This window comes from Mycobacterium sp. Root265 (assembly GCF_001428895.1).
GTDB lineage: Bacteria > Actinomycetota > Actinomycetes > Mycobacteriales > Mycobacteriaceae > Mycobacterium.
On the sequence record NZ_LMJA01000028.1, the window covers coordinates 280,760 to 302,489 of the forward strand.

Annotated in this window: 28 protein-coding genes, 4 tRNA genes and 1 riboswitch; of the genes, 12 read left to right on the forward strand and 20 right to left on the reverse strand. The window is 67.0% G+C overall.

Annotation, left to right across the window (positions count from 1 at the left end; translation table 11 throughout):
- Positions 1 to 5: 5 nt before the first annotated feature.
- Genes ASE48_RS20160 through ASE48_RS20175 form a run of 4 tightly spaced genes read right to left on the reverse strand, consistent with a single transcriptional unit; the run spans position 6 to position 2,350 of the window.
- Positions 6 to 431 (reverse strand): PPOX class F420-dependent oxidoreductase, encoded by a 426-nt coding sequence (locus ASE48_RS20160; RefSeq protein ID WP_057168900.1) that lies wholly within the window; start codon positions 429 to 431, stop codon positions 6 to 8.
- 8 nt (positions 432 to 439) lie between these two features.
- Positions 440 to 1,156: a Clp protease N-terminal domain-containing protein gene (locus tag ASE48_RS20165; RefSeq protein ID WP_057168901.1), complete on the reverse strand. Its 717-nt coding sequence runs from the start codon at positions 1,154 to 1,156 to the stop codon at positions 440 to 442.
- A 48-nt stretch (positions 1,157 to 1,204) separates the two neighbouring features.
- Positions 1,205 to 1,681, reverse strand: a complete 477-nt coding sequence (locus ASE48_RS20170; RefSeq protein ID WP_057168902.1) for an SRPBCC family protein — start codon at positions 1,679 to 1,681, stop codon at positions 1,205 to 1,207.
- Between the two features lie 12 nt (positions 1,682 to 1,693).
- Positions 1,694 to 2,350, reverse strand: coding sequence for a class I SAM-dependent DNA methyltransferase (locus ASE48_RS20175; protein WP_057168903.1), 657 nt, complete (start codon positions 2,348 to 2,350; stop codon positions 1,694 to 1,696).
- Between the two features lie 25 nt (positions 2,351 to 2,375).
- On the opposite strand from ASE48_RS20175, the gene ASE48_RS20180 reads away from it, so the two are divergent.
- From ASE48_RS20180 to ASE48_RS20185, 3 genes are all read left to right on the forward strand, one after another.
- Positions 2,376 to 2,561: a hypothetical protein gene (locus ASE48_RS20180; RefSeq protein ID WP_057168904.1), complete on the forward strand. Its 186-nt coding sequence runs from the start codon at positions 2,376 to 2,378 to the stop codon at positions 2,559 to 2,561.
- Between the two features lie 67 nt (positions 2,562 to 2,628).
- On the forward strand, positions 2,629 to 3,003 hold the full coding sequence (locus ASE48_RS33005) for a hypothetical protein (RefSeq protein WP_162264248.1): 375 nt from the start codon (positions 2,629 to 2,631) through the stop codon (positions 3,001 to 3,003).
- 431 nt (positions 3,004 to 3,434) lie between these two features.
- Positions 3,435 to 4,487, forward strand: a complete 1,053-nt coding sequence (locus tag ASE48_RS20185) for a 3-deoxy-7-phosphoheptulonate synthase (RefSeq protein WP_057169022.1) — start codon at positions 3,435 to 3,437, stop codon at positions 4,485 to 4,487.
- A gap of 12 nt (positions 4,488 to 4,499) precedes the next feature.
- On the opposite strand, the gene ASE48_RS20190 is transcribed toward ASE48_RS20185, so the two are convergent.
- Genes ASE48_RS20190 through ASE48_RS20200 form a run of 3 tightly spaced genes read right to left on the reverse strand, consistent with a single transcriptional unit; the run spans position 4,500 to position 6,810 of the window.
- Positions 4,500 to 5,417: an SDR family oxidoreductase gene (locus tag ASE48_RS20190; RefSeq protein ID WP_057168905.1), complete on the reverse strand. Its 918-nt coding sequence runs from the start codon at positions 5,415 to 5,417 to the stop codon at positions 4,500 to 4,502.
- Complete coding sequence (locus tag ASE48_RS20195) at positions 5,414 to 5,893, reverse strand: MarR family winged helix-turn-helix transcriptional regulator (protein ID WP_057168906.1); 480 nt, start codon at positions 5,891 to 5,893, stop codon at positions 5,414 to 5,416. The genes ASE48_RS20190 and ASE48_RS20195 overlap by 4 nt, the downstream gene beginning before the upstream one ends.
- An 11-nt stretch (positions 5,894 to 5,904) precedes the next feature.
- On the reverse strand, positions 5,905 to 6,810 hold the full coding sequence (locus ASE48_RS20200) for an NADP-dependent oxidoreductase (protein ID WP_057168907.1): 906 nt from the start codon (positions 6,808 to 6,810) through the stop codon (positions 5,905 to 5,907).
- A 150-nt stretch (positions 6,811 to 6,960) separates the two neighbouring features.
- Here ASE48_RS20200 and ASE48_RS20205 point away from each other — a divergent pair, with 150 nt between their 5' ends.
- Positions 6,961 to 7,884, forward strand: coding sequence for an AEC family transporter (locus ASE48_RS20205; RefSeq protein ID WP_057168908.1), 924 nt, complete (start codon positions 6,961 to 6,963; stop codon positions 7,882 to 7,884).
- Here ASE48_RS20205 and ASE48_RS20210 read toward each other — a convergent pair.
- Positions 7,866 to 8,426: a DUF1697 domain-containing protein gene (locus tag ASE48_RS20210; RefSeq protein WP_057168909.1), complete on the reverse strand. Its 561-nt coding sequence runs from the start codon at positions 8,424 to 8,426 to the stop codon at positions 7,866 to 7,868. The genes ASE48_RS20205 and ASE48_RS20210 overlap by 19 nt on opposite strands.
- Positions 8,426 to 9,256, reverse strand: coding sequence for a class I SAM-dependent methyltransferase (locus tag ASE48_RS20215; RefSeq protein WP_057168910.1), 831 nt, complete (start codon positions 9,254 to 9,256; stop codon positions 8,426 to 8,428). Before ASE48_RS20215 ends, ASE48_RS20210 begins: the two co-directional genes overlap by 1 nt.
- Before the next feature lie 27 nt (positions 9,257 to 9,283).
- Here ASE48_RS20215 and ASE48_RS20220 point away from each other — a divergent pair, with 27 nt between their 5' ends.
- Genes ASE48_RS20220 through ASE48_RS20235 form a run of 4 tightly spaced genes read left to right on the forward strand, consistent with a single transcriptional unit; the run spans position 9,284 to position 11,738 of the window.
- Positions 9,284 to 9,715, forward strand: coding sequence for a type II toxin-antitoxin system Rv0910 family toxin (locus tag ASE48_RS20220; RefSeq protein ID WP_057168911.1), 432 nt, complete (start codon positions 9,284 to 9,286; stop codon positions 9,713 to 9,715).
- Between the two features lie 19 nt (positions 9,716 to 9,734).
- On the forward strand, positions 9,735 to 10,634 hold the full coding sequence (locus ASE48_RS20225; protein ID WP_057168912.1) for an extracellular catalytic domain type 1 short-chain-length polyhydroxyalkanoate depolymerase: 900 nt from the start codon (positions 9,735 to 9,737) through the stop codon (positions 10,632 to 10,634).
- Between the two features lie 57 nt (positions 10,635 to 10,691).
- Complete coding sequence (locus tag ASE48_RS20230) at positions 10,692 to 10,991, forward strand: hypothetical protein (RefSeq protein ID WP_442928741.1); 300 nt, start codon at positions 10,692 to 10,694, stop codon at positions 10,989 to 10,991.
- 18 nt (positions 10,992 to 11,009) lie between these two features.
- Positions 11,010 to 11,738, forward strand: coding sequence for a hypothetical protein (locus tag ASE48_RS20235; RefSeq protein WP_057168914.1), 729 nt, complete (start codon positions 11,010 to 11,012; stop codon positions 11,736 to 11,738).
- A 221-nt stretch (positions 11,739 to 11,959) separates the two neighbouring features.
- Here the strand turns inward: ASE48_RS20235 and ASE48_RS20240 are convergent.
- From ASE48_RS20240 to ASE48_RS20260, 5 genes are all read right to left on the reverse strand, one after another.
- Positions 11,960 to 12,034 (reverse strand) — tRNA-Val (locus tag ASE48_RS20240).
- Between the two features lie 13 nt (positions 12,035 to 12,047).
- Positions 12,048 to 12,121 (reverse strand) — tRNA-Cys (locus ASE48_RS20245).
- A gap of 27 nt (positions 12,122 to 12,148) precedes the next feature.
- Positions 12,149 to 12,221: transfer RNA gene (locus ASE48_RS20250), tRNA-Gly, on the reverse strand.
- A 95-nt stretch (positions 12,222 to 12,316) separates the two neighbouring features.
- On the reverse strand, positions 12,317 to 12,727 hold the full coding sequence (locus tag ASE48_RS20255) for a DUF6636 domain-containing protein (protein WP_057168915.1): 411 nt from the start codon (positions 12,725 to 12,727) through the stop codon (positions 12,317 to 12,319).
- Positions 12,728 to 12,771: 44 nt separating this feature from the next.
- Complete coding sequence (locus ASE48_RS20260) at positions 12,772 to 13,785, reverse strand: alcohol dehydrogenase catalytic domain-containing protein (RefSeq protein ID WP_057168916.1); 1,014 nt, start codon at positions 13,783 to 13,785, stop codon at positions 12,772 to 12,774.
- Positions 13,786 to 13,931: 146 nt separating this feature from the next.
- Between ASE48_RS20260 and ASE48_RS20265 the strand changes: the two genes are divergently transcribed.
- A tRNA-Val gene (locus tag ASE48_RS20265) sits at positions 13,932 to 14,003 on the forward strand.
- 61 nt (positions 14,004 to 14,064) lie between these two features.
- Positions 14,065 to 14,691 carry a flavin reductase family protein gene (locus tag ASE48_RS20270; protein WP_057168917.1) on the forward strand — a complete coding sequence of 209 codons (627 nt, stop codon included), beginning with the start codon at positions 14,065 to 14,067 and terminating at the stop codon, positions 14,689 to 14,691.
- A gap of 17 nt (positions 14,692 to 14,708) precedes the next feature.
- On the opposite strand, the gene ASE48_RS20275 is transcribed toward ASE48_RS20270, so the two are convergent.
- The 6 genes from ASE48_RS20275 to ASE48_RS20300 form a co-directional block, all read right to left on the reverse strand.
- Positions 14,709 to 15,515 carry an ABC transporter ATP-binding protein gene (locus ASE48_RS20275; protein WP_057168918.1) on the reverse strand — a complete coding sequence of 269 codons (807 nt, stop codon included), beginning with the start codon at positions 15,513 to 15,515 and terminating at the stop codon, positions 14,709 to 14,711.
- Positions 15,512 to 16,561, reverse strand: coding sequence for a FecCD family ABC transporter permease (locus ASE48_RS20280; protein ID WP_235571363.1), 1,050 nt, complete (start codon positions 16,559 to 16,561; stop codon positions 15,512 to 15,514). The genes ASE48_RS20275 and ASE48_RS20280 overlap by 4 nt, the downstream gene beginning before the upstream one ends.
- Positions 16,558 to 17,493 carry a FecCD family ABC transporter permease gene (locus ASE48_RS20285; RefSeq protein WP_235571366.1) on the reverse strand — a complete coding sequence of 312 codons (936 nt, stop codon included), beginning with the start codon at positions 17,491 to 17,493 and terminating at the stop codon, positions 16,558 to 16,560. The genes ASE48_RS20280 and ASE48_RS20285 overlap by 4 nt, the downstream gene beginning before the upstream one ends.
- An 82-nt stretch (positions 17,494 to 17,575) precedes the next feature.
- On the reverse strand, positions 17,576 to 18,610 hold the full coding sequence (locus ASE48_RS20290) for an ABC transporter substrate-binding protein (RefSeq protein WP_200962215.1): 1,035 nt from the start codon (positions 18,608 to 18,610) through the stop codon (positions 17,576 to 17,578).
- A gap of 33 nt (positions 18,611 to 18,643) precedes the next feature.
- Positions 18,644 to 18,838: riboswitch (cobalamin riboswitch) on the reverse strand.
- Between the two features lie 6 nt (positions 18,839 to 18,844).
- Positions 18,845 to 19,561 (reverse strand): superoxide dismutase, encoded by a 717-nt coding sequence (locus ASE48_RS20295; protein ID WP_057168920.1) that lies wholly within the window; start codon positions 19,559 to 19,561, stop codon positions 18,845 to 18,847.
- Between the two features lie 54 nt (positions 19,562 to 19,615).
- A complete protein-coding gene (locus tag ASE48_RS20300; RefSeq protein WP_057168921.1) occupies positions 19,616 to 19,984 on the reverse strand; it encodes an STAS/SEC14 domain-containing protein in 369 nt (122 codons plus the stop codon).
- 52 nt (positions 19,985 to 20,036) lie between these two features.
- Here ASE48_RS20300 and ASE48_RS20305 point away from each other — a divergent pair, with 52 nt between their 5' ends.
- Both ASE48_RS20305 and ASE48_RS20310 read left to right on the forward strand, forming a co-directional pair.
- Positions 20,037 to 20,987 (forward strand): LLM class flavin-dependent oxidoreductase, encoded by a 951-nt coding sequence (locus tag ASE48_RS20305; RefSeq protein ID WP_057168922.1) that lies wholly within the window; start codon positions 20,037 to 20,039, stop codon positions 20,985 to 20,987.
- A gap of 13 nt (positions 20,988 to 21,000) precedes the next feature.
- A complete protein-coding gene (locus tag ASE48_RS20310; RefSeq protein ID WP_057168923.1) occupies positions 21,001 to 21,678 on the forward strand; it encodes a GAP family protein in 678 nt (225 codons plus the stop codon).
- Positions 21,679 to 21,730: the final 52 nt, after the last annotated feature.

Genomic DNA, 21,730 nt, shown 5'->3' on the forward strand with positions numbered 1-21,730 from the left:
GCGGTTTAGGCGATCCAGGGTCCCTGACCGCCGATGGATTCGATGCGGATCCGGGTCAGGAAGCCGTCCGGTGCGTCGGCCGGCGGGAAGTACTGGTCGGAGCCGAGCAGGGCGATGGCCAGCTCCTTGAGCAGTTCGGGCGCACCGCCCTCGACGATGCGTGCGGTGCCGGTCACCGACAGGTACTGCCGCTGCTGACCTGGCTGGCTGGGGCCCAGGATGGTCGCGGTGACCCGCGGATCGCGCCGGATGTTGCGCACTTTCTGGTACTTGTCCGACAGGTGCGCGGACACCAGTTCGTCACCGTCGGGAGTGGACTGCAGCGCTACCCAGACCAGTGAGACCTGCGGGCTGCCGTCGGCGTTGAGGGTGACCAGGGTGGTGTCGACCCCTGCACCGATGAGCTCGCGTGCTGCTGCGTTCAGTTCCATGAGCTGTTCTACAGCGACGGGTCCGCTTTCATTCCCGTGATGGAGGCCAGCAGCTCGATGAGCTTGGCGGTCGTGCGGTCCTTGTCGACGCCGAGACCGTGCAGCGGACCTTCGCCGTCCTCGGATTCCAGCAGTGCCAACAGGATGTGCTCGGTGCCGATGTAGTTGTGGCCCAAGCGAAGTGCTTCGCGGAACGTCAATTCCAGCACCTTCTTGGCCGGGCCGCTGAAGGGCACCAGGTCCAGTGTCTGGCCCGTCGCGGGCGGCAGTGTGATCGCCGCGCGGATCTGATCGGGTTCGGCGCCCTGGGCCTGCAGGATCGCGATGGCCAAGGATTCGGTGTCGCCGAGCAGCCCCAGGATCAGGTGTTCGGGGCCGATCTCGATGTTCTCCGCGTCGCGGGCGACGCGTTGGGCGGTGACGACGGCGGTGCGTGCACGCGGGGTGAACCGCGCGAAGCCCTCGTTGGGGTCGATGCCGGCGGCATCGGCCTTGGGGACGAAGCGTTTCTGGGCGGCCTGTTTGGTGACACCCATGCTGGTGCCGATATCGGTCCAGGAGGCGCCGGAGCGGCGGGCCTGGTCGACGAAGTGGCCGATGAGGTGATCGGCGACCTCGCCGAGGTGCTCGGCGGCCAGTACCGCATCGGTGAGTTGCTCGAGGGCGTCGGTGTGAACGGACTTGATGGCGCGGATGAGGGTGTCGAGGCTGACGGAATCGGTCATGCGTCAACCGTAGGTTGACTCTGTGGTTTCGTCAACTACGAGTTGACGTCAGGGTTGCGGGTAGCCGCGCCGCACCGTCCGGTCCAGAATGCCCAGGGTGGCGCGCAGCGCGCTCTCTGGGATGACCGGAAAGATGCCTGCCTCGCGCCACTTGTCGGTGATGTTGGACCAGTCGTAGAACGAGGTGACCAGCGTCCCGTCGCCGGTCGGTTCCAGGCGGTAGCCGTAGACGTGGCCGATCTGCGGTTTGATCTGACCCAGGATCGTCCAGGCGATCAACCGGTCCTGCTCGAACTCGGTGATGTCGACGGTGACGTCATACTTGCCCATCGGAAAGTCGTTGAGCGCTTCACGATCCATGTGCACGACGAACTGATCGCCCACCTGCCGCGCCGGCGCCCCGGTGGCGTCCTGCAACATCCCGGAAGCATCGATGGCGACGTGTCCCTGCGGGTCGGCCAGCACCGCGAAGATGTCGGCGGCCGGTGCCGCGATGGTGCGCTGCACTTCGAAGCGTTCGGTCATGCGGTGTGCTCCTCAACTGGTGGGTGCGGGTTTGCGGGCGATCAGATACCCCTGCGGTGTCGATTCAACACCGTCGCCCTCGGGTTCTCGGACGAGTCGGGCGTGCACGGGCAGGCCGGCGTCGTTCAGCAGCTCTGCGACGGCCTCGGGACGGCGGCGGTGAAAGAGCAGGTCGACGCGTTCGCCGAACGCCTCGGTCAGGTGGCGCGGCCGATCGCCGATCTGGAAGGCCAGCAGCGCCACGCCGCCCGGGATGAGCACCCGGTGGAACTCGGCGAACACCGCGGGCAGTTGATCGTCGGGGATGTGGATCACCGAGTACCAGGCGCACACGCCGCCGGCGCACGCATCGGGCAGGTCGAGGTCGGTCATCGATCCCACGCTGAAGCCGATGTCCGGATGAAGCCTGCGGGCTTGGGCAATCATGTTGGGCGACAGATCGATTCCCGATACCTGTGCACCATTGTCGCGCAGGATCGTGGTGGCCGCGCCGGTGCCGCAGCCGATGTCGATGACCTGCTGGTTCGGCGGCACCATGTCGGTGAAGGCCTTCAGCACGGCGAGGTCCAGGGGTTTGTCGTCCAGGTGGTACTGGAATGCCGCGACGTATCCGGCGGCGGTGCGGTCATAACCGTCGCGGGTGCGGTCCAGGAACGGGGTTTCAGCCATCGACGCTGAGGTTACTGTCGACGGTATGCGTATCGCGGTGTTGGTCATCGGAATAGTCGTCGCCATGTTCGGAACGCTCTTCGCGTTCCAGGGATTCGGGGTGGTCGGCGGCAGTCCGATGAGCGGTACCACCACGTGGTCGGTGCTCGGGCCGATCATCGCGCTGATCGGAGTGGGCATCGCGGGCTACGCCTGGCGTCTCAAGCCCTGACTCATCCCACGGGCTGTCCCACGCTCGGGGGATAGGAGAGCCGGTTCGGCGAGCGTAATCTTCGCGCATGAGTGGGGAATTGGGCGTCGCGATCGGTGTCGTGATGATCGCCGCGGTGACTGTCACGGTGGTTGTCGCGCGCCGGCGGCGACGGGCCCGGCTGCTGGCTGCCGAGACTCCCGAGGTTAAGTACCGGCGTGAGGTTGCCGCATTGCGGCCCAAGCAGACTCGGGAGGACCGCGCACCCGGCGGCCCGGCGGTCGAGCGTTACCACGAGCGCAAGCGCAAGGACGTGCGCAACCGGCGGTCCAAGCGGATGTGGGCTGCTGGATCCGCTGGAGCGGTGGGGATCGGGCCGGACGGTTTTCCCGGCAGCGGCGGTGACGGTGGTGCGGGCTGCGGTGGGGGTTGCGGCGGCGGTTGCGGTGGGGGTGGGAGCTGATGAACGTAGTGCTGGCCCTCCTTGCGCTGGCCGCGTTCGTCGGCGGGGCGGGGGCTTACCTGTGGTGTGAGAGCTCGGCCCGCAAAGATCGTGAACGCCGGGGGCAGGTGTGGCGGCAAGACGGCAGCGGTGGAGGTGGTTTCGGCGACGGAGGTGGTGGATGCGGCGGTGGCGGCTGTGGTGGAGGCGGTGGCTGATGATCCGGGCCCACTTTTGACGTTCGTCGACCGCGGTGTAATCTCACCCTCGTGAACATCCGCGTGCGCGCCGGCTATTGGCGCTTTATCGAGGCTCCGGGCGGAGCCGATAAAGCGCAGCACTAAGCACGCATCCACCCGGAGCCCAGGCAGTGACCACTTTTGGTCGCTGCCTTTCGTCATTCAAGGGCGCCCGGGATGTCACTCAGGTGCCCATACCAGAAAGGCACCATCGTGAACCTGGCGCAGACCGCCACCGCACCCGCAACGTCGGACCGGCGGATACGCAGTTTCAGCGAAATCCCCAGCCCGCATGAGGTGCTCTCCGAGTTCCCGCTGGGCGCCCGCCGTGCCGAACGCGTCGCGCGCGACCGCGACGAGATCGCCGACATCCTGGCCGGCCGCGACGATCGCCTGCTCGTGGTCGTGGGTCCCTGCTCGGTACACGACCCGGAGGCGGCCCTCGACTACGCCAGCCGACTGGTCAAGGTCGCCGACGAACTCGGTGACCGGCTCAAGATCGTGATGCGGGTCTACTTCGAGAAGCCCCGCACCACGATCGGCTGGAAGGGCCTGATCAACGATCCCGGCATGGACAACACCTTCGATGTCACCCGAGGCCTGCGCACCGCACGGCAATTGCTGCTCGACATCATCGACATCGGCCTGCCGGTGGGGTGCGAATTCCTGGAACCCACCAGCCCGCAGTACATCGCGGACGCTGTCGCCTGGGGTGCGATCGGGGCCCGCACCACCGAATCCCAGGTGCACCGCCAGCTGGCGTCGGGACTTTCGATGCCGGTCGGTTTCAAGAACGGCACCGACGGCAACATCCAGGTCGCCGTCGACGGCGTGAAAGCCGCTGCCGCCCAGCATGTCTTCTTCGGCATGGACGATATGGGTCGCGGCGCGCTGGTGAACACCGAGGGCAATGAGGACTGCCACGTCATCCTGCGCGGCGGCACCGCCGGACCCAACTACGACGCGGACTCGGTACGCGACACGGCGGCCAAGCTGACCGCCGCCGGCCTTCCGGGCCGGGTCGTGATCGACTGCAGCCACGCCAATTCCGGTAAGGACCACGTGCGGCAGGCCGGGGTGGCCGCCGAGGTGGCTCAGCTGGTGCGCGACGGATTGCCGGTCAGCGGCGTCATGCTGGAGAGCTTCCTGGTCGCCGGCGCCCAGGCCCCCGAAGCGCGTCCGCTGACCTACGGACAGTCCGTCACCGACAAGTGCATGGACTGGAGCGCAACCGATCTCGTGTTGCGGGAGCTCGCGGCACGTTGACCCCGGGTGCTGTCATCGGTCGGTCGCTGCGGTGAGCCGGCGTCCCAGTCGCTTGGTGGCGTCTTCGGCGGTCGGTGCGGGGCCGAACAATTCGGCCTGTCGGGTGGTGTCGGCGACGTAGTTGCCGGTATCGAACCAGCTGAACATGGCGGCCATGTCCTTGACGATCGGCAGGAAGGGGCTCAGCACCGTGCCGGCGAATCGGGCGACCGGTGCCGGGATCGCACGCACCGCGATGTGGTGATCGGTGGCCTCACCGATCAGTCGGGCGGCCTCCTTGACGGCGACCGGCCGGTCCCAACCGATATCGATCCGATCGCCGTCGACGGTATCGGCGTCGACGGCCGCGGCGAGGTAGTGCGCGAGGTCGGAGATCAGGACAAAGGTCAGCGGTGAATCGGGCTTACCGATCCAGAGGATGCGGCGTTTCTTGATCGGATCTCCGCCCATGGTCGCGATCTGGTCCAGGAAAGCGCCCGGCCGCAGCGCGACGAACGGGACGCCGAGTTCCTCGAGCTTGTCCTCGGCGAGTTTCTTGTGCCAGAAGTGCGGTACGCCGGGGGTCTGGTCGCTGGTGAGGATGCTGGTCAGGACGAAGCGCCGGATTCCGGCGCGGTGTGCGGCCTGGGCGAGGTTGGCGTTGCCGACGGTGTCGATATCGGTGGCACTGTTGCCGCCGCGGGTATAGCCGGCTGCAGTGGTGATGACCGCATCCGCACCTGTCATCGCCGTGACGAGTGACTCGATGTCGAGCATGTCACCGCGGGCGATCTGAACGCCGCGGCTCTCCAGTGCGCTCGCGTCGGTGGTCGGCCGGACGAGAGCTCGTACGCGTTTGCCGCGCTTGAGCAGTTCGTCGACGACCTGGCCGCCGAGGTTGCCGGTGGCGCCGACAACGAGGACAGGCAGTGGTGAAGCATTGGCGGTCATGTGTTTTCGCTTTCCGGAGGGCCCACTGTCGGGGGCCGAGTGTTGATCGAATCGATGATGGTGCGCGCCGCGGCGAGCAGTGTGTTGGTCTGTTCGGGTGTCAGGTTCTGGGTGGTGACGTCTTCGAGCTCGCGCCACATCGCCGCGATGGGCGCGCGCATCGCCTCACCCTTGGCGGTGAGACTATTGATCGACACGCGCCGATCGTCTTTGTCGGGGGTGCGGACGATGAGCCCGCTTTCCTGCATGCGGCGCAGCGCCTTGGACATCGTCGAGTGGTCGACGCCGACGCTGGCGACCAGCTCCGATTGCGTCTGGCCATCCCGGTGATGCAGATGCATGAGGATCAGCTCCTGACCGGGGTGAAGATCCATCCGGCGCAGCAGTGCCGCGGCGTAACCGCGGTGGGCGCGCGCGAGTTCGAAGATTGCGTAACTGACCTGACCCTCGTCGAAGGGCGCGGTGGAGTCGGGCATGAAAGGTCCTCTCAGTCGACGGTGAGCGCCAGTTTGCCCCGGGTGTGGCCGGCGTCGCTGGCGTCCTGGGCGGCCGCGGCCCGCTCGAGCGGGTAGGCCGTGACGGTTGTGATCAGCGTTCCGGCGGCGGCGTCCCGGGCGAGCTGGGACAGGCGTGCCGAAGAACGTTCGGTGGGCCCGCTGGCGAACGTGATACCGAGCTCGTGGGCCCGGAAATCGGCGATGGTGACGATGCGGTCGGTGCTGTCACGCAGTGTGATCGAATCCTCGAGGGAGCCTTTGCCTGCCACGTCGAACACGGCGTCGACCCCTCCCGGTGCCAGTGCCCGCACCCGTTCGACCAGGCCCTCGCCGTAGACGGTGGCGGTGGCGCCGAGCGAGGCGAGATAGTGCTGGTTCGCCGCTCCGGCGGTGGCAATCACGCGTGCACCGCGGGCCAGCGCGAGTTGCACCGCGACCGTCCCGACTGCGCCGGCGGCACCGTGCATCAGCAGAACCTCGCCGTGCTTGATGTCGAGCAGGTCGAGGACGCCGTCGGCGGTGGCGCCCGCGATGGGCAGGGCAACGGCGCGCTCCCAACTGAGGTCGGCCGGTTTGATCGTGACGGTGCTCGCCAGTGCGTACTCGGCGTAGGCGCCGGTATCGGACCAGCCCAGCACGTGGTCACCCACCGACACCTCGTGCACGTCGTCGCCGACGGCGTCGACGACCCCGGCCAACTCAAAGCCGGGAATGGCGGGTAGCGGGGTGGGGAAGGCCGCGCTCATCGCGCCCGAGCGGATCTTTCCGTCCAGCGCGTTCACGCCGGCGGCACGGACCCGTACCCGCAGCTGTCCCGGACCGGGTTGCGGTGCCTTGATGTCGACGAGGTGTAGTTCGGCGGTGGTGCCGAAACGGTCGAACTGGATGGCTTTCATGGTGGCTCCCCTTCGTGTGTGAACCAATTGGTTGGCTAGCCACATAACTTACACCGAAATATGTGGCTAGCCAACTAATGGGCTAGCGACGCGCCGTCGACGGCGTGGCGGATAATTGCCTGATCAAATTCGCGCGGGAAGGGGTGTGCAGTGCTGGCGGTGTTGGAAGCCTTCGCCGTCATCGCCATCATCATTGTCGTCGGTGCCATCGTGGGCCGCCGCAACGTCCTCGGGGACAACGCGCGGATGGTGCTCAACCGGGTGGCCTTCCACGTCGGGGTGCCCGCGCTGCTGCTGCTCTCGCTCGCCGATTCGACACCATCGCAGGTCTTTTCACTGCCGCTGCTGGTCTCGGCGCTCACCACGATGATCATGTTCGGCATCTATTTCGCGATCGCGGTGACGGTGCGGCGCAGCGACCGTGCCGATGCCACCATCGGCGCGTGGGCCGCATCGTGGGTCAACTCCGGCAATCTCGGTATCCCGCTGAGTGCCTACGTCCTGGGTAGCACCACCGAGGTTTCCGCGCTGATCGTGTTCCAGACGGTGTTCCTGGTGCCGTTCGGTGTCGCCATCATCAATTCCGCGGGCCGGGATTCGGGTTCGGTGAAATCTCAGATCAAGGACCTGGTGACGAATCCCATCATCGTCGCCAGTGCCATCGGCACGGTACTCGCGTTCACCGGGATAGAACTGCCGCGGGCCATCCACCAACCGCTGGAACTGCTGGCCGATCTCGCGATCCCCACCGTGCTGCTGGCCTTCGGTATCGCCCTGGTCACCCAGACCGGAGGCAAGGGCAAGGAAGGCCGGGTCGATCTCTGGCTGGCCATCGTGTTCAAGGTCCTGCTGATGCCTGCCCTGGCCTATGTGCTGGCCCGCTGGGCGTTCGGGCTCTCGCCGGAACAGACCGCCATCGCCACCGTGCTGGCCGCCCTGCCCGCCGCGCAGAACCTCAACACCTATGCCTCAGTGTTCGAACGCGGCGAGAAACTGGCGCGCGACGCCACGCTGATCACCACGATCGCGTCCGTGCCGGTGATCGCCTGCATTGCTTACCTGCTGGGGCTCTGAGCGTCCAGCAGCCCGAGCAGTTTCACGGTCGTGGTCCAGCTGCGGATCGTCATCTGCTTGTATTCCGGTGTGCCGACGATCTTGCTCATCTTGCTCTTGGTGCGCTGCGCCCCGAGCCGCGCGAAATAGACCACGCCGGTGCCCGGCCAGGCCTGGTCGACGCCGTCGCGCAGCGCCACGATGCCCATCACCTGCTTGGCGGTCAGCGGAGCCTTGAGGAACACGGCATCGGAGTAGTAAGTGTCCGGGTCGGTGCCGAACCCGTTGGGTGCCTTGTCGATCACGCTCTTGAGTTGGCGATGTGACCGCAGCACCACCACCAGCGGGACCTTGAACGCCTTCTCCAGCGCGGCCTCGATCTCGCTCTCCAGCGTCTTGGCGGGGCGGTCGGTCTCGAACAGCACATTGCCGGACTGGATGTAGGTGCTGACGTTCTCCAGGCCGTGCGCCTCCAGTGCCGCCCGCAGGTCCGTCATCGCGATGATGTTCTTGCCACCGACATTGATGCCGCGCAGCAGGGCGACGTAGCGGGTACGGGCCATCAGCCGAACTCCAGCAGGGTGTAGGCGCCCCGGTACTGCTTGCTCCAATTCCACTGCCAGTAGGCGGGAAACAGCTTGCCGAACAGGAATCCGCGGCCCTTGGGGATGGGCAGATCGTGTACGGCACGGATACCGGGAACCGTGTTGACCAGGTCGGCCAGCTCGGCGGGGGAGAGGCTGAACGGCATCGGCGGCACCCGGTACCGGCGCGAGGAGCGCATACCGTTTTTGCGGGTCAGTTTCTTCACGATCACCGGTGGCAGGTCGAAGATCATCTGGCCACCGGGAAAGCGTTTGGCGCACTCGGCGATCAGGGCCATCGCCTCCTCGGGCTGCAGGTACATCAGCAGTCCCTCGGCGGTGATGAACACACCCTTGTCAGTGTCCACCTGATCCATCCAGCTGTAATCCAGGGCCGACTGTGCCAGGTTGGTGATCCGCTCCGATGCCGGGAGCAGCCGCTGACGCAGCTCGACGATGGGTGCGAAATCAACGGTGATCCAACGGAAGTCGGCCTCGGGCAGGGCGGCGCTCAGACGCCAGAAACTGGTCTGCAGGCCCTCGGCGAGCGCGACGACGGTGGCCGAAGGGTGCGTCGACAGATACGCGGTGGCCGCCCGGTCGATGCCGACGGCGCGCAACGCCATCTCCTGGCCCTTGCGGCCGAACTTGTCGAAGTCGAACTCGATCGCATCAACCAGCTGGATCGCCATCGGATCCTCGATGACGGGCTTGGGGTGGCGGGCCTGGTGCGCGCGGGCGTTGAGCGTCAGCAGAGCGGTCTCGGACACTCCGGTGAGATTGCTGGCGTCGGCTTTGCTGCTGTCCACGACACCGAAGCTACTAGCATTCGGCGCATGGCAAAGCTCGAACTATCCCGCGAACTGTCGCTCGATCCACAGACGGCGTGGGATCACGCGTCGAATCTGAACGAGCTGGGGGACTGGCTGGTGATGCACGAAGGCTGGCGTAGCGAGATTCCCGACGAGCTCACCGTCGGCACCACCCTGATCGGCGTGGCCGGGGCGAAGGGCATGCGTAACCGCGTCACCTGGACGGTGCGCAAGCTGGATGCACCGCACCTGCTGGAGGTCGTGGGCAAGGGCGTCGGCGGCACCAAGTACGGGCTGAAGCTGAGTGTGAAGCCCACTTCGTCGGGAAGTAAGTTCGCGGTGACCCTCGAACTCGGCGGTCCGCCGCTGTTCGGCCCGATCGGATCCGTCGCCGCCCGCACGGTCAAGGGCGATATCGAGCGTTCCATCGAGAAGTTCGAGACGCTCTACACCTGACGCCTCTAAGCTCGCGTGGGTGAGGGGGAAATTCACAGCGACGTTGCTGGTGGTGCTGCTGTGCGTGCTGGGGCCGGTATCGGCGGCGCAGGCGGAACCACCGAACGCTCAGATCGACATCGGGGGCTTGCAGCGCACGTTCTACCTGCATCTGCCGCCGGGGCCACCGAAGGGCCTGGTGGTGAACATGCATGCCGCCGGTCAGAACGGCGGGCAGCACGCGGCGCTGACCCATTACGACTCCGTGGCCGACGCGCACGGCTACGCGGTGGTGTACCCGGACGGTATCGATTTCAGCTGGGCCGACGGACGAGGCGCATCGGTGCCGGACCGCACCGGGGTCGATGACGTGGGATTCATTGTCGCCCTTGTGGATCGGTTGACGGCCGAGTACGGGATCCCGGCCGGCCGGGTGTTCGCCACCGGGCTGTCGGCGGGCGGATTCATGGCCAATCGGCTGGCGTGTCAGCGGGCGGACATGTTCGCCGCGGTCGCTCCCATCGGCGCGACCCTCGGCGATCACGTCGCATGCAACCCGTCGCAGCCGGTGTCGGTGCTGACCTCGCAGGGCACCGTCGATCCGATCGTGCCGTTCAACGGTGGGCCGATGATCGGGCGTGGTGGGCCGAGCACCATCCTGGCGGCCTACGCCGTGGTGGATCGCTGGCGTGAACTCAACGGCTGCGCGCCGGACCCGGTGATCGCGCCGGTGCCCGGATCCGGTGACGGGACGAGCGCCGAACGCGTCAGCTACGAATGCGATGCCGGCACCGAGGTCGTGTTCCTGCGCGTCGACGGCGGTGGGCACACCTGGCCGGGTGCCCCGGAGATCCTGCCGGCGAACCAGGTGGGCCCTGCGACCCGCGCGTTCGATGCCTCGGAGGTTTCGGCGCAGTTCTTCGACGCACACGGCAGGTAGTTCGTCCCCGGTATTTCCGGCAGCCCCTTTCGAACATATGATCGAACAGTGGGTGAGATGCAGAGCATCGGGCACGGCGGCCAGCCTGCGCGGGACGTCTTCCGCCGGGTGGACCCGCCGCGTCCCGTGCTGGTCGATCTGGGCGCCCTTTTCCCACGGCAACCGCACTGCCAGTGGGGGCGCTATCACCCGCTCGGGTTGCAGATGCACAAGGTGGTCGAGGGGCAGTTGACCTGCTGGGGGCTGTGTGAACAGGGGGCCTGGTGGGGTTTGGTGACGTATTCGATCACCTTCGGCGCTTCGGAAAGGCCGGTGACGCATTGGGTTCCGGCCTGGATGCTGACGGTCAAGTCGTAGTTCGTTAGTGTCCGGGCTATGACGCAGCCGCCGGAGAGCGAGGAACCGACCGGCTATATGGCCGAGGCCGGTGCACCCACCGAGCTCTCCGGTGTCGCGGACGCGAACACCCAGGCGGCGCACGCGTGGGCGTTCGACGAGGACCCGGAGCCCGAGCCGCCACGCTTCACACCCGGGCGGATCACCGCATTCGCCGTCGCCGCGGCGGTCGTGGTGATCGCGGCCGCCTCGGGTGTCGTGGTGTGGTTCCTGAGTGATGACCCGGTCGCCGAGCCGGCCCCGCGACCCGATCTCCTCAACGGGATGTACCGCGTCGAATACCACTGGGATGAGGCCACTTACCGCGATGTCGGTGGTAACACCAACTGGGGTGAGGGCGCCGCTGCCGGGCCGGCCCAGGACTGGCTGTCGCTGACGTCGGCCTGCACGGACACCGACTGCATCGCCACCGGCGAGGTGCTGGGCCAGGACCGGGCGCGCATGCCCGGTGCCCGCACGCTGACGTTCAAACTGACCAATGGCACATGGGAGGACATCGCACCCGCGCGGGTGAAGTCCACCTGTACCTACGACGACGGCTCGGTCGCGGGGGAGTCCTGGACGACGGTGACGCTGGGCTTCACCCCGCGCCCGGACGGCTCGTTCACCGGTGCGCTCACCACCGTCGTCGATACCAACGAGTGCGGGGATCAGGGCAACACGGTGGTGACGCCGCTGACGGCCGGGCGGGTGGGGGAGGCGGTGTAAGCGATGTTGGGGCCATGGTGGTGTCTACTGCGGGGACACAAACTAGAGACCACGAAGACGCGCAGGGAACAGCAGTCGGCGCGTAAGTCAGCTACCTGTCTCGACTGTGGGCGTCAGTGGGACACCACGCCAGGGGAGGGTGGCCCCTCGGCAGGGCCGTGATCTGTGGCCCAAGCATGAAAAAGGCCCGGTCGAAACCGGGCCCTCATCTGTACGAACTGTGGTGCGCGATACTGGGATTGAACCAGTGACCTCTTCCGTGTCAGGGAAGCGCTCTCCCGCTGAGCTAATCGCGCCGGGTCGAAACTTTGGAGGTGGAGACGGGAATCGAACCCGTGTGCACGGCTTTGCAGGCCGTTGCCTCACCACTCGGCCACTCCACCATTGGGGTTGATGCCACTGCACCTTCGAGCGGACGACGGGATTCGAACCCGCGACCCCAACCTTGGCAAGGTTGTGCGCTACCAACTGCGCCACGTCCGCGTGCCTCGGATGAGATCGTCACCCGGTGCGGAAAGGAACATTAGTCCAACCATGCGAGTAACTACAAATCACTTGAAACGACACGGCAATCGGATCTAAAACAGCTGGTAAACCTGGCGTGCGATCGCGAAGCCGTGACCAGTGTTGCGGTCGAGACAGGTGATACCGCTCTCCGCGCTGTCACATTTCAGGTCCCCGCGGACGATCGACTGGCCGTAGGCGAGCGGGGTGGAACCGCCCAGCGTGGTGTCCCCGGCGCAGACGAAGGTCGCTGGCTCGTTCGGACCCATCGCGATGCCCTGGCCGTAATCAAACTCACAGTCCGCGGGCCGCGGCGGGGGAGCCCAGTCCCGTTCGGCGATATCGCAGCGGACGTAGTCGACGTCGAGCACGCAGCCGACGTTGCCGCTCGGTGAGACAAAGTCGACGAAACCGTCTTCGGCGGCAGCCGGTGCCGCACACAGCGTCGCGACGGCACCGGCGACGACGAGCACCCGAAGGATCATGGTGCGACCCTAGCGGCGAAACGAGACCTGGTCAGGGCGAATTCTCAGACCGTCAGCACCATCCGGTAGCGGGCCTTGCCGGTGTCCATCGCCGCATACGCCTCGGCGGCCTGAGCCAGCGGCAGCTCCTGGATGCGGGCCCGCACCCCGGACTGCACGGCGAACTTCAAGGTGTCCTCGACGTCGCGCGCGGTGCCCGAGGGGTGACCGGTGATGCTCACGCCGGGCGTGATCAGCTGCAGCGGACTGATGGGCAGCGGATCCGGCGTCACACCGACCACGATCAACTCCCCGCGCGGCAACAACCCGCCCACGGTGTCCGCCATGGCCTGAGAGTTGGCTGCCGTCGCCAGCACCACCGACACCCCGCCGAGCGCCTGCAGCGCCTCACTCACATCGCCGGCCTTGGAGTCGACGTAGTGGTGCGCACCGAGGTCGAGGGCGTCCTGCTTCTTGTCCGCACCGCGGGCGATCGCGATGGTCTCGAAGCCCATCGCGCGGGCGAACTGCACACCGAGGTGTCCGAGACCGCCCACGCCGAGTACCGCGACCCGGTCGCCGGGCTTGGCCCTGGTCTCCCGCAGCCCGTGAAAGACCGTGACACCGGCGCATGCCATCGGGGCGGCCTCGGCGAAGGACAGCTCGTCGGGGATTCGGGCCAGCGCATTGGCCGGGACGGTCACCGACTCGGCGTAGCCGCCGGGGTAGTGCCAGCTCGGGATCTGACCGTTGGCGCAGTGGATGAAGTCACCCTGGTGACACGGCACGCAACGCCCGCAGTGTCCGCCGAACCAGCCGACGGCCACCCGGTCACCGATCGCGTAATCCTGAACACCGTCACCGATCTCGGCGATGGTGCCGGCGATCTCGTGCCCGGGCGTCAGCGGCCAGGTGAGCCCGGGGAAGGCGCCGTTGACGAACGCGTGGTCGGTGCCGCACACACCGCAGGCCTGTACCGCGATGCGGACGTGATCGCGGCCGGGCGAGGTGGTGTCCACCTCGGCGAGTTCCAGCGCTGCGCCGGCTGATGCGACATGAACCGCTTGATGACGTGCCATCTCAATCCTCACTGTCGGGTCGTGTGATTTATGTCTACCCGCGCATGGGTCTTTGGGCAGCCCGGTTTGGGTGAAAACTGGCGCCACCCTGACCAGCCAATTCCAGCTACCCGGTAGGCGCGTGCTAGTCTTCGTCCTCGTTCCCCGGTCTCGTAGCTCAGGGGGAGAGCGTCCGCCTCACACGCGGAAGGTCACTGGTTCGATCCCAGTCGGGACCACAAGCAAGAGCCGCCCTCGGGCGGTTCTTTTGCTTTTTCCAGGCGGACCGGAAGAGGTGTCATGGCAGGCGACGGAGCCCATTTCTATCGGCCGGCTGAGGGCACCGGGCTGCCGCATGATCCGTTCAACGCCATTGTCGGACCGCGGCCGATCGGCTGGATCTCCACCCGCGACGCCGACGGTGTGCGCAACCTGGCGCCCTACAGCTTCTTCAACGGCTTCAACTACCGTCCGCCGATCATCGGCTTCGCCTCGGTCGGCTGGAAGGACAGCGTGGCCAACATCGAGGCCACCGGAGAGTTCGTCTGGAACCTCGCGACCCGGGAACTCGCCACCGCCATGAACGAGACCTCCGCGCCGCTCCCGTCCGGTGAGGACGAATTCGACCGCAGCGGGCTGACCGCCGTCGACTCGACCACCGTCGCCGCGCCGCGCGTGCTGGAGAGCCCGGTCAACTTCGAATGCCAACTCACTCAACTCATTCAGCTCACCGATGTCGAAGGCAAGCCCGTCGACACCTGGATGGTGCTCGGCCAGGTGATGGCCGTGCACATCGATCAGCAGTGGTTGGTCGACGGCGTCTATGACACCGCCGGCCCACGGCCGATCCTGCGGGCCGGTGGGCCGGCGAACTACTCCGAGATCGGACCCGAGAGTGTGTTCACGATGGACCGGCCGACCAGCTGAGCGGTCGGGGCGCCCGGTCAGTGGATCGTTCGGGAGTGGGGCAGTACCAGCGGTGAGCCGGTGACCGGGTCGGTGATGATGGTGGCCTCGACGCCGAAGACCTCCCGCACGATGTCGGCGGTGACGATGTCGTGGGGCAGTCCCTGGGCGATGAGCTCGCCGTCGCGCATCGCGATCAGGTGATGGGCATACCGGGCGGCCATGTTCAGATCGTGCAGAACGAGCACGATGGTGCGCCGTAGCTGTGCGTTGATGTCTGTGAGCAGACCGAGCACATCGAGTTGGTGGGCCAGATCCAGATAGGTCGTCGGCTCGTCGAGCAGCATCACCTCCGGGTCCTGGGCGATCGCCAACGCCATCCAGACCCGTTGGCGCTGACCGCCCGACAACTCGTCGACGGGCGCATCGGCGAGGTGGCTCAGTCCGGTGGCGCTCAGCGCACGGGTGACGGCCTCGTCGTCGGCCGGACTCCACTGCCGGAACCAGCGTTGATGAGGATGGCGTCCGCGCCCGATCAGATCGGCGACGGTGATGCCGTCCGGCGCGGTCGGTTGTTGGGGGAGCAGCCCGACTGTGACGGCGAGCTCACGGGTGGCGATCGCGGCGAGGTCGCGCCCGTCGAGGAGCACCTGCCCGCTGTGTGGGCTCAGCAGACGGGCAAGTCCGCGCAGGAGTGTCGACTTGCCGCAACCGTTCGGGCCGATGATGGCGGTGATCTTGCCCGCGGGCAGTTCGGTACTGACCTCCTCGACAACGGTGTGACCGGCATATCCGAGGCTGAGCCGTTCGGCGGTCAACCTGACCGGCAGGTCCGGGGTACTCATCCGGCGGCTCCGATTCGATTGGCGCGGGCCAGCAGCCACAACAGCACCGGGGCTCCGACGATGGCGGTGAGGATGCCGACCGGCATCGCCATGGGGGCGAACAGAATCCGCGAGGCCAGATCCGCGCCGACGACGAGCAGCGCGCCGATCGCCGCGGACGGCGCCAGCCCGGTGTGCCGTTCGGCCAGCAGGCGCCGGGCGATCTGCGGGGCAACCAGCGCGACGAACCCGATGGGCCCGGCCGCGGCGGTCGCCATCGCGGCGAGCGTCACCGCCACGAGAACCAGTGCCACGCGGTGGACTTGCCGTGTTCCCAGGGTCTTGGCGAGGTCGTCACCGAGTTCCAGTAACTGCAGATGACGGGCCAGCACGGCCACGGCCGGAACGGCGACCAGCAGGGTCACGCCGATCACCGCGACGTGCAGGGTGCTCCGGTTGGCCAGGCTGCCGGTCAACCAGACCGCGGCAGTCATGGCCTCGTGGGTATCGGCGCGGGTGAGCAGATAGGAGATTGCCGACGTGAGCACCGAGGCGACGCCGATGCCGACCAGCACCAGGCGGAACCCGTGCAGGCCGCGTTTGTAGGCGATCAGCAGGATGGCGGCCGCCGTGACGAGCGCACCGATCAGTGCGCCCAGCACGAGTGTCATGCCACTGCCGCCCATCACCGTCAGCACGATCAGCGCGCCAAGGGCCGCACCGGAGTTGATGCCGATGACGTCCGGGCTCACCAGCGGATTGGTGGCGATGCGTTGCAGGATGGCGCCGGACAAAGCGAACGCCGCGCCGACACCGAGGCCGGTGAGCACCCGGGGCAGACGGTCGCCGACGACGATATCGCGTTCGATGGGGGTGCCGCCGCCGGCCAGGATGGCCGGTACATCACCGACCGCGATCGGGAATTCGCCGAGCGTGAGCGATATCGCGGCCACGAAAACCGCTGCGAGCCAGCTGATGACCGCGATGAGACTGCCGGCGCGGCTCATTCTGATCGCAATGCGGCCACCGCCGGAGGCCATGACGACGCCATCCCGAGTACTGGTCACAGTCCGGAGACCTTCCTATTGCGCACCAGGTACAGAAAGACCGGAGCACCGGCCAAGCCGGTGACGATGCCGACCTGGAGTTGCTGCGGGGACACCAGGATTCGGCCGAGTATGTCGGCGAGCAGAAGCAGTGTCGGCGCGAGCACCACCGTCCACGCCATGATCCAGCGGTAGTCCGGACCGGTGATCAATCGCGCGATGTGCGGGACCACCAGCCCGATGAAGCCGATCGGTCCGGCGATCGCGGTGGCGCCGCCCGCCAGCAGGACGACCGCGAGCGCGGCCGCCAGACGTGCCGACCACAGTCTCGTACCCAGGCTGCGCGCCATCTCGTCGCCCAGTGCCAGCACGTTGAGGGTGCGGCTCGTGACGATGGCGGCGCAGATCCCGGCCGCGATGAACGGTGCCACCGCCGTGAGGGATGTGCCGTTGGCGCGGGTCAGCGATCCGACGACCCAGAATCGGAAGTCCTCCAGGGTGGTGGCATCGAAAAGCGTGATCGCGGAGGTGATGGCGCCCACGAACGCGGTGAATGCCGCACCGGCCAACGCCAGCTTGACCGGGGTCGCTCCACCCAGGCCGAGCGACCCGAGCGCGTAGACGAACACCGCTGCGACCGCTGCTCCGGCGAAGGCGAACCAGACGTATCCCGCTGCGGTCGTGACACCAAGGAACGTCATGGCGACAACGACCGCCAGCGCGGCACCGGAATTGATGCCGAGGATCCCCGGCCCGGCCAGCGGGTTGCGGGTGATCCCCTGCATCACGGCACCGGCAATGCCCAGGGCGGCACCGGCAAGGATTCCGGCAACGGTTCGGGGAATCCGGATGTGCCGCACGATGCGGTCCAGATCGGTCTCTGGCGGACCGGATACCGCCGCGATCACGTCGTCGATCGTGACCGCGTAGTTCCCGATCAGGACGGAGGCCACCGCCGCCCCGGCGAATATCGTTGCCGCGACAGCGAGTCCCAGCAGTCGGCTCCAGCCGCCCTGCAGCAGGCCCCGGCGAATGTCAGTTGACCAGGTCGGGATGGAGGATCGAGGCCACCACCTCAACGGCGTGCGCAGCCCGGATGCCGGCAGCCCGATCGGAGAACAGGTAGGGGTGCACCTGACCGTTCTTCACCGCCGCGACACCGGCCAGTGCGGGATTGGCGGCCAGTGTGGCAGCCTCCTGGGCGCCGCTCTCGCGGGTGTAGGAGATGTCGCAGCAGACGCTGGTCAGGATGACATCAGGGTCACGGCGAATCAGCTCCTCGATGTCGACATCGACATGGCGGCGTTGCTGCAGATCGGCGAAAGCATTGACACCACCGGCGTGTTCGAGAATCTGGGTGCCAAAATCGATGCCGCCTGCGACGCGGTATCCGCCGTCTTCGTCGATGAGCATGATGGCCACGGACGGGCGCTCGGCACCGGCGACTGTCTGCTCGACAGCGGCAATCCGCTCCTGCTGTTCGGCGATCGCGGTGTCGGCCCGGTCCTCGGCGTCGAAGATCTTGCCGAGGTCGCGCAGATCCTGGTAGATCGTGTCGACGCGCACCGACGCGGGATCGATGGCCTCATCGGAGAGTCCGTCTGCGCTGGGGCACAGCGGGCTCAGGATCCAGGATTGAATACCCAGCTCTGCCAGGCTGGCTCGGGTTCCGACGCTGGTGTCGCCGCTGCCCTCGGAGAAGAAATTGTTGTAGCCGGAGAGGACGAAGTCGGGCTGTGCGGCGAGCAGGCCGTCACGGCTCGGGAGCTGCGCCGCGTAGGGCACTCCCTGCTGAGCCTCGGCGTACTCGGGCAGTACCTGCGAGTCGAGGAAGGCGGTGCCGACCAGTCGATCACTGATGCCGAGCGCGTGAGCGATCTCGGTGGCGGGCTGATAGGCGGCGTACACGCGCTCGGGCGGCTGGTCGACGGTCACCTCGATACCGCAGTTCTGGATTGTCACCCCCTCGCCGTCCGCCCGGCTGGTCTGCTCGGTGGTGTCGGCCGCACAGCCTGCGGCGAGTATCGCGACAACGGCCGCGGTCAGTGTTCGGGGCAATGCACGGGCCACAGTGAGCCAGCCTCTCCAGATCCTCGTGGATGGGGTACTTCTGTAGCCGTGGCCGGTCTCCTGGCTGACGGGTGCAGGCATCTCGGCCTTCCCAAGAACCGGTGAGGTTCTCAGTGACCCCGCTGCGTTGTGCGCAGAGGAAAGAGATGCTGCATGTCCCGATCACAGTGGCGAGGGCCGCGCCGGTATCGCACCGGCTTCCCGAACACCACGGCTGGTGGCGAGGCTATCAGCTCACCCGGTCTGCGCCTGCGCGTACCGCGAGGAGACGACATCCCAGTCGACTACCTGCCACCAGTCGGAGAGATACTCGCCGCGCCGGTTCTGGTGCTTGAGGTAGTAGGCGTGCTCCCACACGTCGTTGCCCAGCAACGGAGTGCCTTTGACCTCGACGACATCCATCAGCGGGTTGTCCTGATTGGGCGTGGAGGTGACCGCCAACTGCCCACCCTGATCGACGACGAGCCAGGTCCAGCCCGACCCGAAGCGCTTGGTGCCCGCGTCATTGACCGCCGACTTGAGTCCGTCCAGCGATCCGAACTGCCGGTCGATGGCACCCTGCAGTTCCGGGGAGGGGCCGCCCGATTGGGCACGCGGCGTCATCGTCGTCCAGAAGAAGCTGTGGTTCCAGTGTCCGCCGGCGTTGTTGCGCACCGTGGTCGGCAATGTCCCGGCCCGCGCGACGAGGTCTTCGAGCGGAACTCCCTGTAGCGCAGGGTCGGCGGCGACGGCGGAGTTGAGCGCATCGACGTAGGCCTGATGGTGCTTGCCGTGATGGATCGTCATGGTCTCGGTGTCGATCACCGGTTCCAGGGCAGACGGTGCGTACGGCAGGGCGGGCAGCACGAAGGCGGGTTCGGCGTTCGCCGGCGCGGCGAGGTGCGTTGTCGTCACACTCGGTGCGACAAGGGCCGCGGCAGCGGCGAGAGTGATCAGCAGGCGACGTTTCATGTCGTCGGAGTCTCCAGCTGCTTGCGGCGTCAAACATCGCCGCTGAGGGCGTTCTCAACCGGCCGCCCACTCCTTGGCCTTGTCCAGCTCATCCAGGCCGAACACCGCGAGCTCACCGGGCACCATCCAGCCCAGCGCGTGCATGGTGTGGCGAACCCAGTCCTTGTCGGACACCACCGCGATCCGCCTGAACGCCGAATGATGTTGCAGCAGTGTGCCGAACCCCATCTTCAGGTCCGCGGCCAGCCCACCTGGCCCGAAGCCCTCGTAGTCCGGCGCGATCACCTCGACGATGCGGATCTCTTTCGCCGCGCCCAGTGCCTCCATGGTGGGCGCGAACGCGCGGAAATCCTCACCAGTGATCCGCCCCGACGCCCGGATGCCGGTCACCCCGTCGGGCATGTCCGTGAGCACCTCGATCATCAGTGTCCCCTTTCGACAAGGTCCAGGGTCCTCCTCCTGCTATGACATAGGGGTGGAAATGGTGGCCACCGCACCCGCGACCCTCGGCCCGGCCGAGATCGGCGCGTTCGCGGCACGCGCCGAACGCCTCGGCTTCGACACCATCCACGTCTCCGAGACCGTCCACGACCCGTTCATGGTGGCCGCCTTCGCGGTGCAGGCCACCACTGCCATCACCGTGCGCACCAGCATGGTGCTGGCGTTCCCGCGCAGCCCGATGATCACCGCCTACGCGGCCTGGGACCTGGCGCGCGTGTCCGGTGGCAGATTTCAGCTGGGCATCGCCTCCCAGGTGCGCGGCAATATCGTCGGCCGCTTCTCCACCACGTGGTCCGAACCGGTATCGCGCATGGCCGACTACATCCGCGCACTGCGGGCGATCTTCCATGCCTTCCACACCGGTGATCGCCTGAACTACGTTGGCACGCACTACACATTCGACACGCTGCAGCCCTACTTCAACCCCGGGCCGATCGGTCATCCCGCGCCGCAGATCTGGACCGGTGGCGTCAACAAGCGCATGGTCGCCGTGGCCGGCGAGATGGCCGACGGGTACGTCTGTCACCCCACCAACTCGCACCCGACGATCCTGCGGACCCAGACGCTGCCGGCGCTGGCCGGCGGGTCACCGAGGGTGATCGCCAATCCGCAACCGCTGATGGCCGCGACGCACGAGGAGATCCAGGCGCTGCAGGACGCCCGGCGTAGTGAGCTGGCGTTCCTGTACAGCACCCCCGCCTACCGCTGTCAGCTGGAGCGCATCGGCGTCACCGATCTCGGTGCACTCGAACAATTGGTCCCGCACGGCACCTACGAGGAGGTTCCCGAGCTGCTCGGACAGTGGTACGCCGGACTCTGCGACGGGCTGACGATCGCGGTGCCGGCCGGGGATGACGCCGCACTGGCCGACCTGGTGCGGCAATGTCGGGTGATTCCAACCCTGTCCGGTTCGGGCAGTTCGTAGCACGATTGCCCGCGTGTCCGTGTCCCTGTTCGCCCAACTGGTGGCGCCCGCGCTCATCGTGGCGTGGTCGCCATTCAAGGTTGTCCCGGCACTGGCGTTGGTGTTCAACGCGCCGCGCCCACGGGCGACCGGGCTGTCCTTCCTGGCCGGCTCGGTGCTCGGGCAGATCGGCGTGACGGCGCTGTTCGTCCGGGCACCGCACCTGGTCGACCGCATCGAGACGACCCCCTCGTCGACGATCGGCTGGATCCAGATCGGGTTGGGACTGCTGACACTGCTGGCCGCGGCATATTCGTGGACCCGCCGGGACAAGGTGATCCGCGCCCCGCAATGGCTCATCGGGCTGACCCGGGTCACCCCGCTGGCGGCGGCAATCCTCGGCGCGGTGCTGGTGGTGACCAACCTGAAGGTGATGGCGGCGAACGCCGCCGCGGGCTTCCTCATCGGTTCGGCGGCACTGAGTATCGCTGCTCTCGCTGTGGTGCTGGCGCTCTACACCGCGGTGGCCACCTCGACGATCGCCATCCCGGTCGCGGGCTACCTGGTGGCGCCCGCACTCGTCGACCGCTGGCTGGCGACCGCGAAGCGCCACATCTCCAGGCACCAGTCGATGGCAACGACGTTGGCGCTCATCCTGATTGGCGCCGCACTGCTGACCGTGGGTATCGGCACCGTCATCGCGTATCGGTGACGCGCCCGGCGACGTCACGCACGACTGAATCGGCACACGCCATACTGGACCT

Bases quoted from the DNA above. Each gene is read 5' to 3' on its own strand.
- ASE48_RS20235 (WP_057168914.1), top strand. From the start codon at position 11,010: ATGACGCAGCCGCCGGAGAGCGAGGAACCGACCGGCTATATGGCCGAG.
- ASE48_RS20230 (WP_442928741.1), top strand. From the start codon at position 10,692: ATGCAGAGCATCGGGCACGGCGGCCAGCCTGCGCGGGACGTCTTCCGC.
- ASE48_RS33005 (WP_162264248.1), top strand. From the start codon at position 2,629: ATGAGTGGGGAATTGGGCGTCGCGATCGGTGTCGTGATGATCGCCGCG.
- ASE48_RS20270 (WP_057168917.1), top strand. From the start codon at position 14,065: ATGGCAGGCGACGGAGCCCATTTCTATCGGCCGGCTGAGGGCACCGGG.
- ASE48_RS20260 (WP_057168916.1), bottom strand. From the start codon at position 13,785: ATGGCACGTCATCAAGCGGTTCATGTCGCATCAGCCGGCGCAGCGCTG.
- ASE48_RS20255 (WP_057168915.1), bottom strand. From the start codon at position 12,727: ATGATCCTTCGGGTGCTCGTCGTCGCCGGTGCCGTCGCGACGCTGTGT.
- ASE48_RS20300 (WP_057168921.1), bottom strand. From the start codon at position 19,984: ATGATCGAGGTGCTCACGGACATGCCCGACGGGGTGACCGGCATCCGG.
- ASE48_RS20275 (WP_057168918.1), bottom strand. From the start codon at position 15,515: ATGAGTACCCCGGACCTGCCGGTCAGGTTGACCGCCGAACGGCTCAGC.
- ASE48_RS20165 (WP_057168901.1), bottom strand. From the start codon at position 1,156: ATGACCGATTCCGTCAGCCTCGACACCCTCATCCGCGCCATCAAGTCC.
- ASE48_RS20160 (WP_057168900.1), bottom strand. From the start codon at position 431: ATGGAACTGAACGCAGCAGCACGCGAGCTCATCGGTGCAGGGGTCGAC.
- ASE48_RS20175 (WP_057168903.1), bottom strand. From the start codon at position 2,350: ATGGCTGAAACCCCGTTCCTGGACCGCACCCGCGACGGTTATGACCGC.
- ASE48_RS20180 (WP_057168904.1), top strand. From the start codon at position 2,376: ATGCGTATCGCGGTGTTGGTCATCGGAATAGTCGTCGCCATGTTCGGA.
- ASE48_RS20210 (WP_057168909.1), bottom strand. From the start codon at position 8,426: ATGGCCCGTACCCGCTACGTCGCCCTGCTGCGCGGCATCAATGTCGGT.
- ASE48_RS20200 (WP_057168907.1), bottom strand. From the start codon at position 6,810: ATGAAAGCCATCCAGTTCGACCGTTTCGGCACCACCGCCGAACTACAC.
- ASE48_RS20195 (WP_057168906.1), bottom strand. From the start codon at position 5,893: ATGCCCGACTCCACCGCGCCCTTCGACGAGGGTCAGGTCAGTTACGCA.
- ASE48_RS20295 (WP_057168920.1), bottom strand. From the start codon at position 19,561: ATGAAACGTCGCCTGCTGATCACTCTCGCCGCTGCCGCGGCCCTTGTC.
- ASE48_RS20190 (WP_057168905.1), bottom strand. From the start codon at position 5,417: ATGACCGCCAATGCTTCACCACTGCCTGTCCTCGTTGTCGGCGCCACC.
- ASE48_RS20220 (WP_057168911.1), top strand. From the start codon at position 9,284: ATGGCAAAGCTCGAACTATCCCGCGAACTGTCGCTCGATCCACAGACG.
- ASE48_RS20170 (WP_057168902.1), bottom strand. From the start codon at position 1,681: ATGACCGAACGCTTCGAAGTGCAGCGCACCATCGCGGCACCGGCCGCC.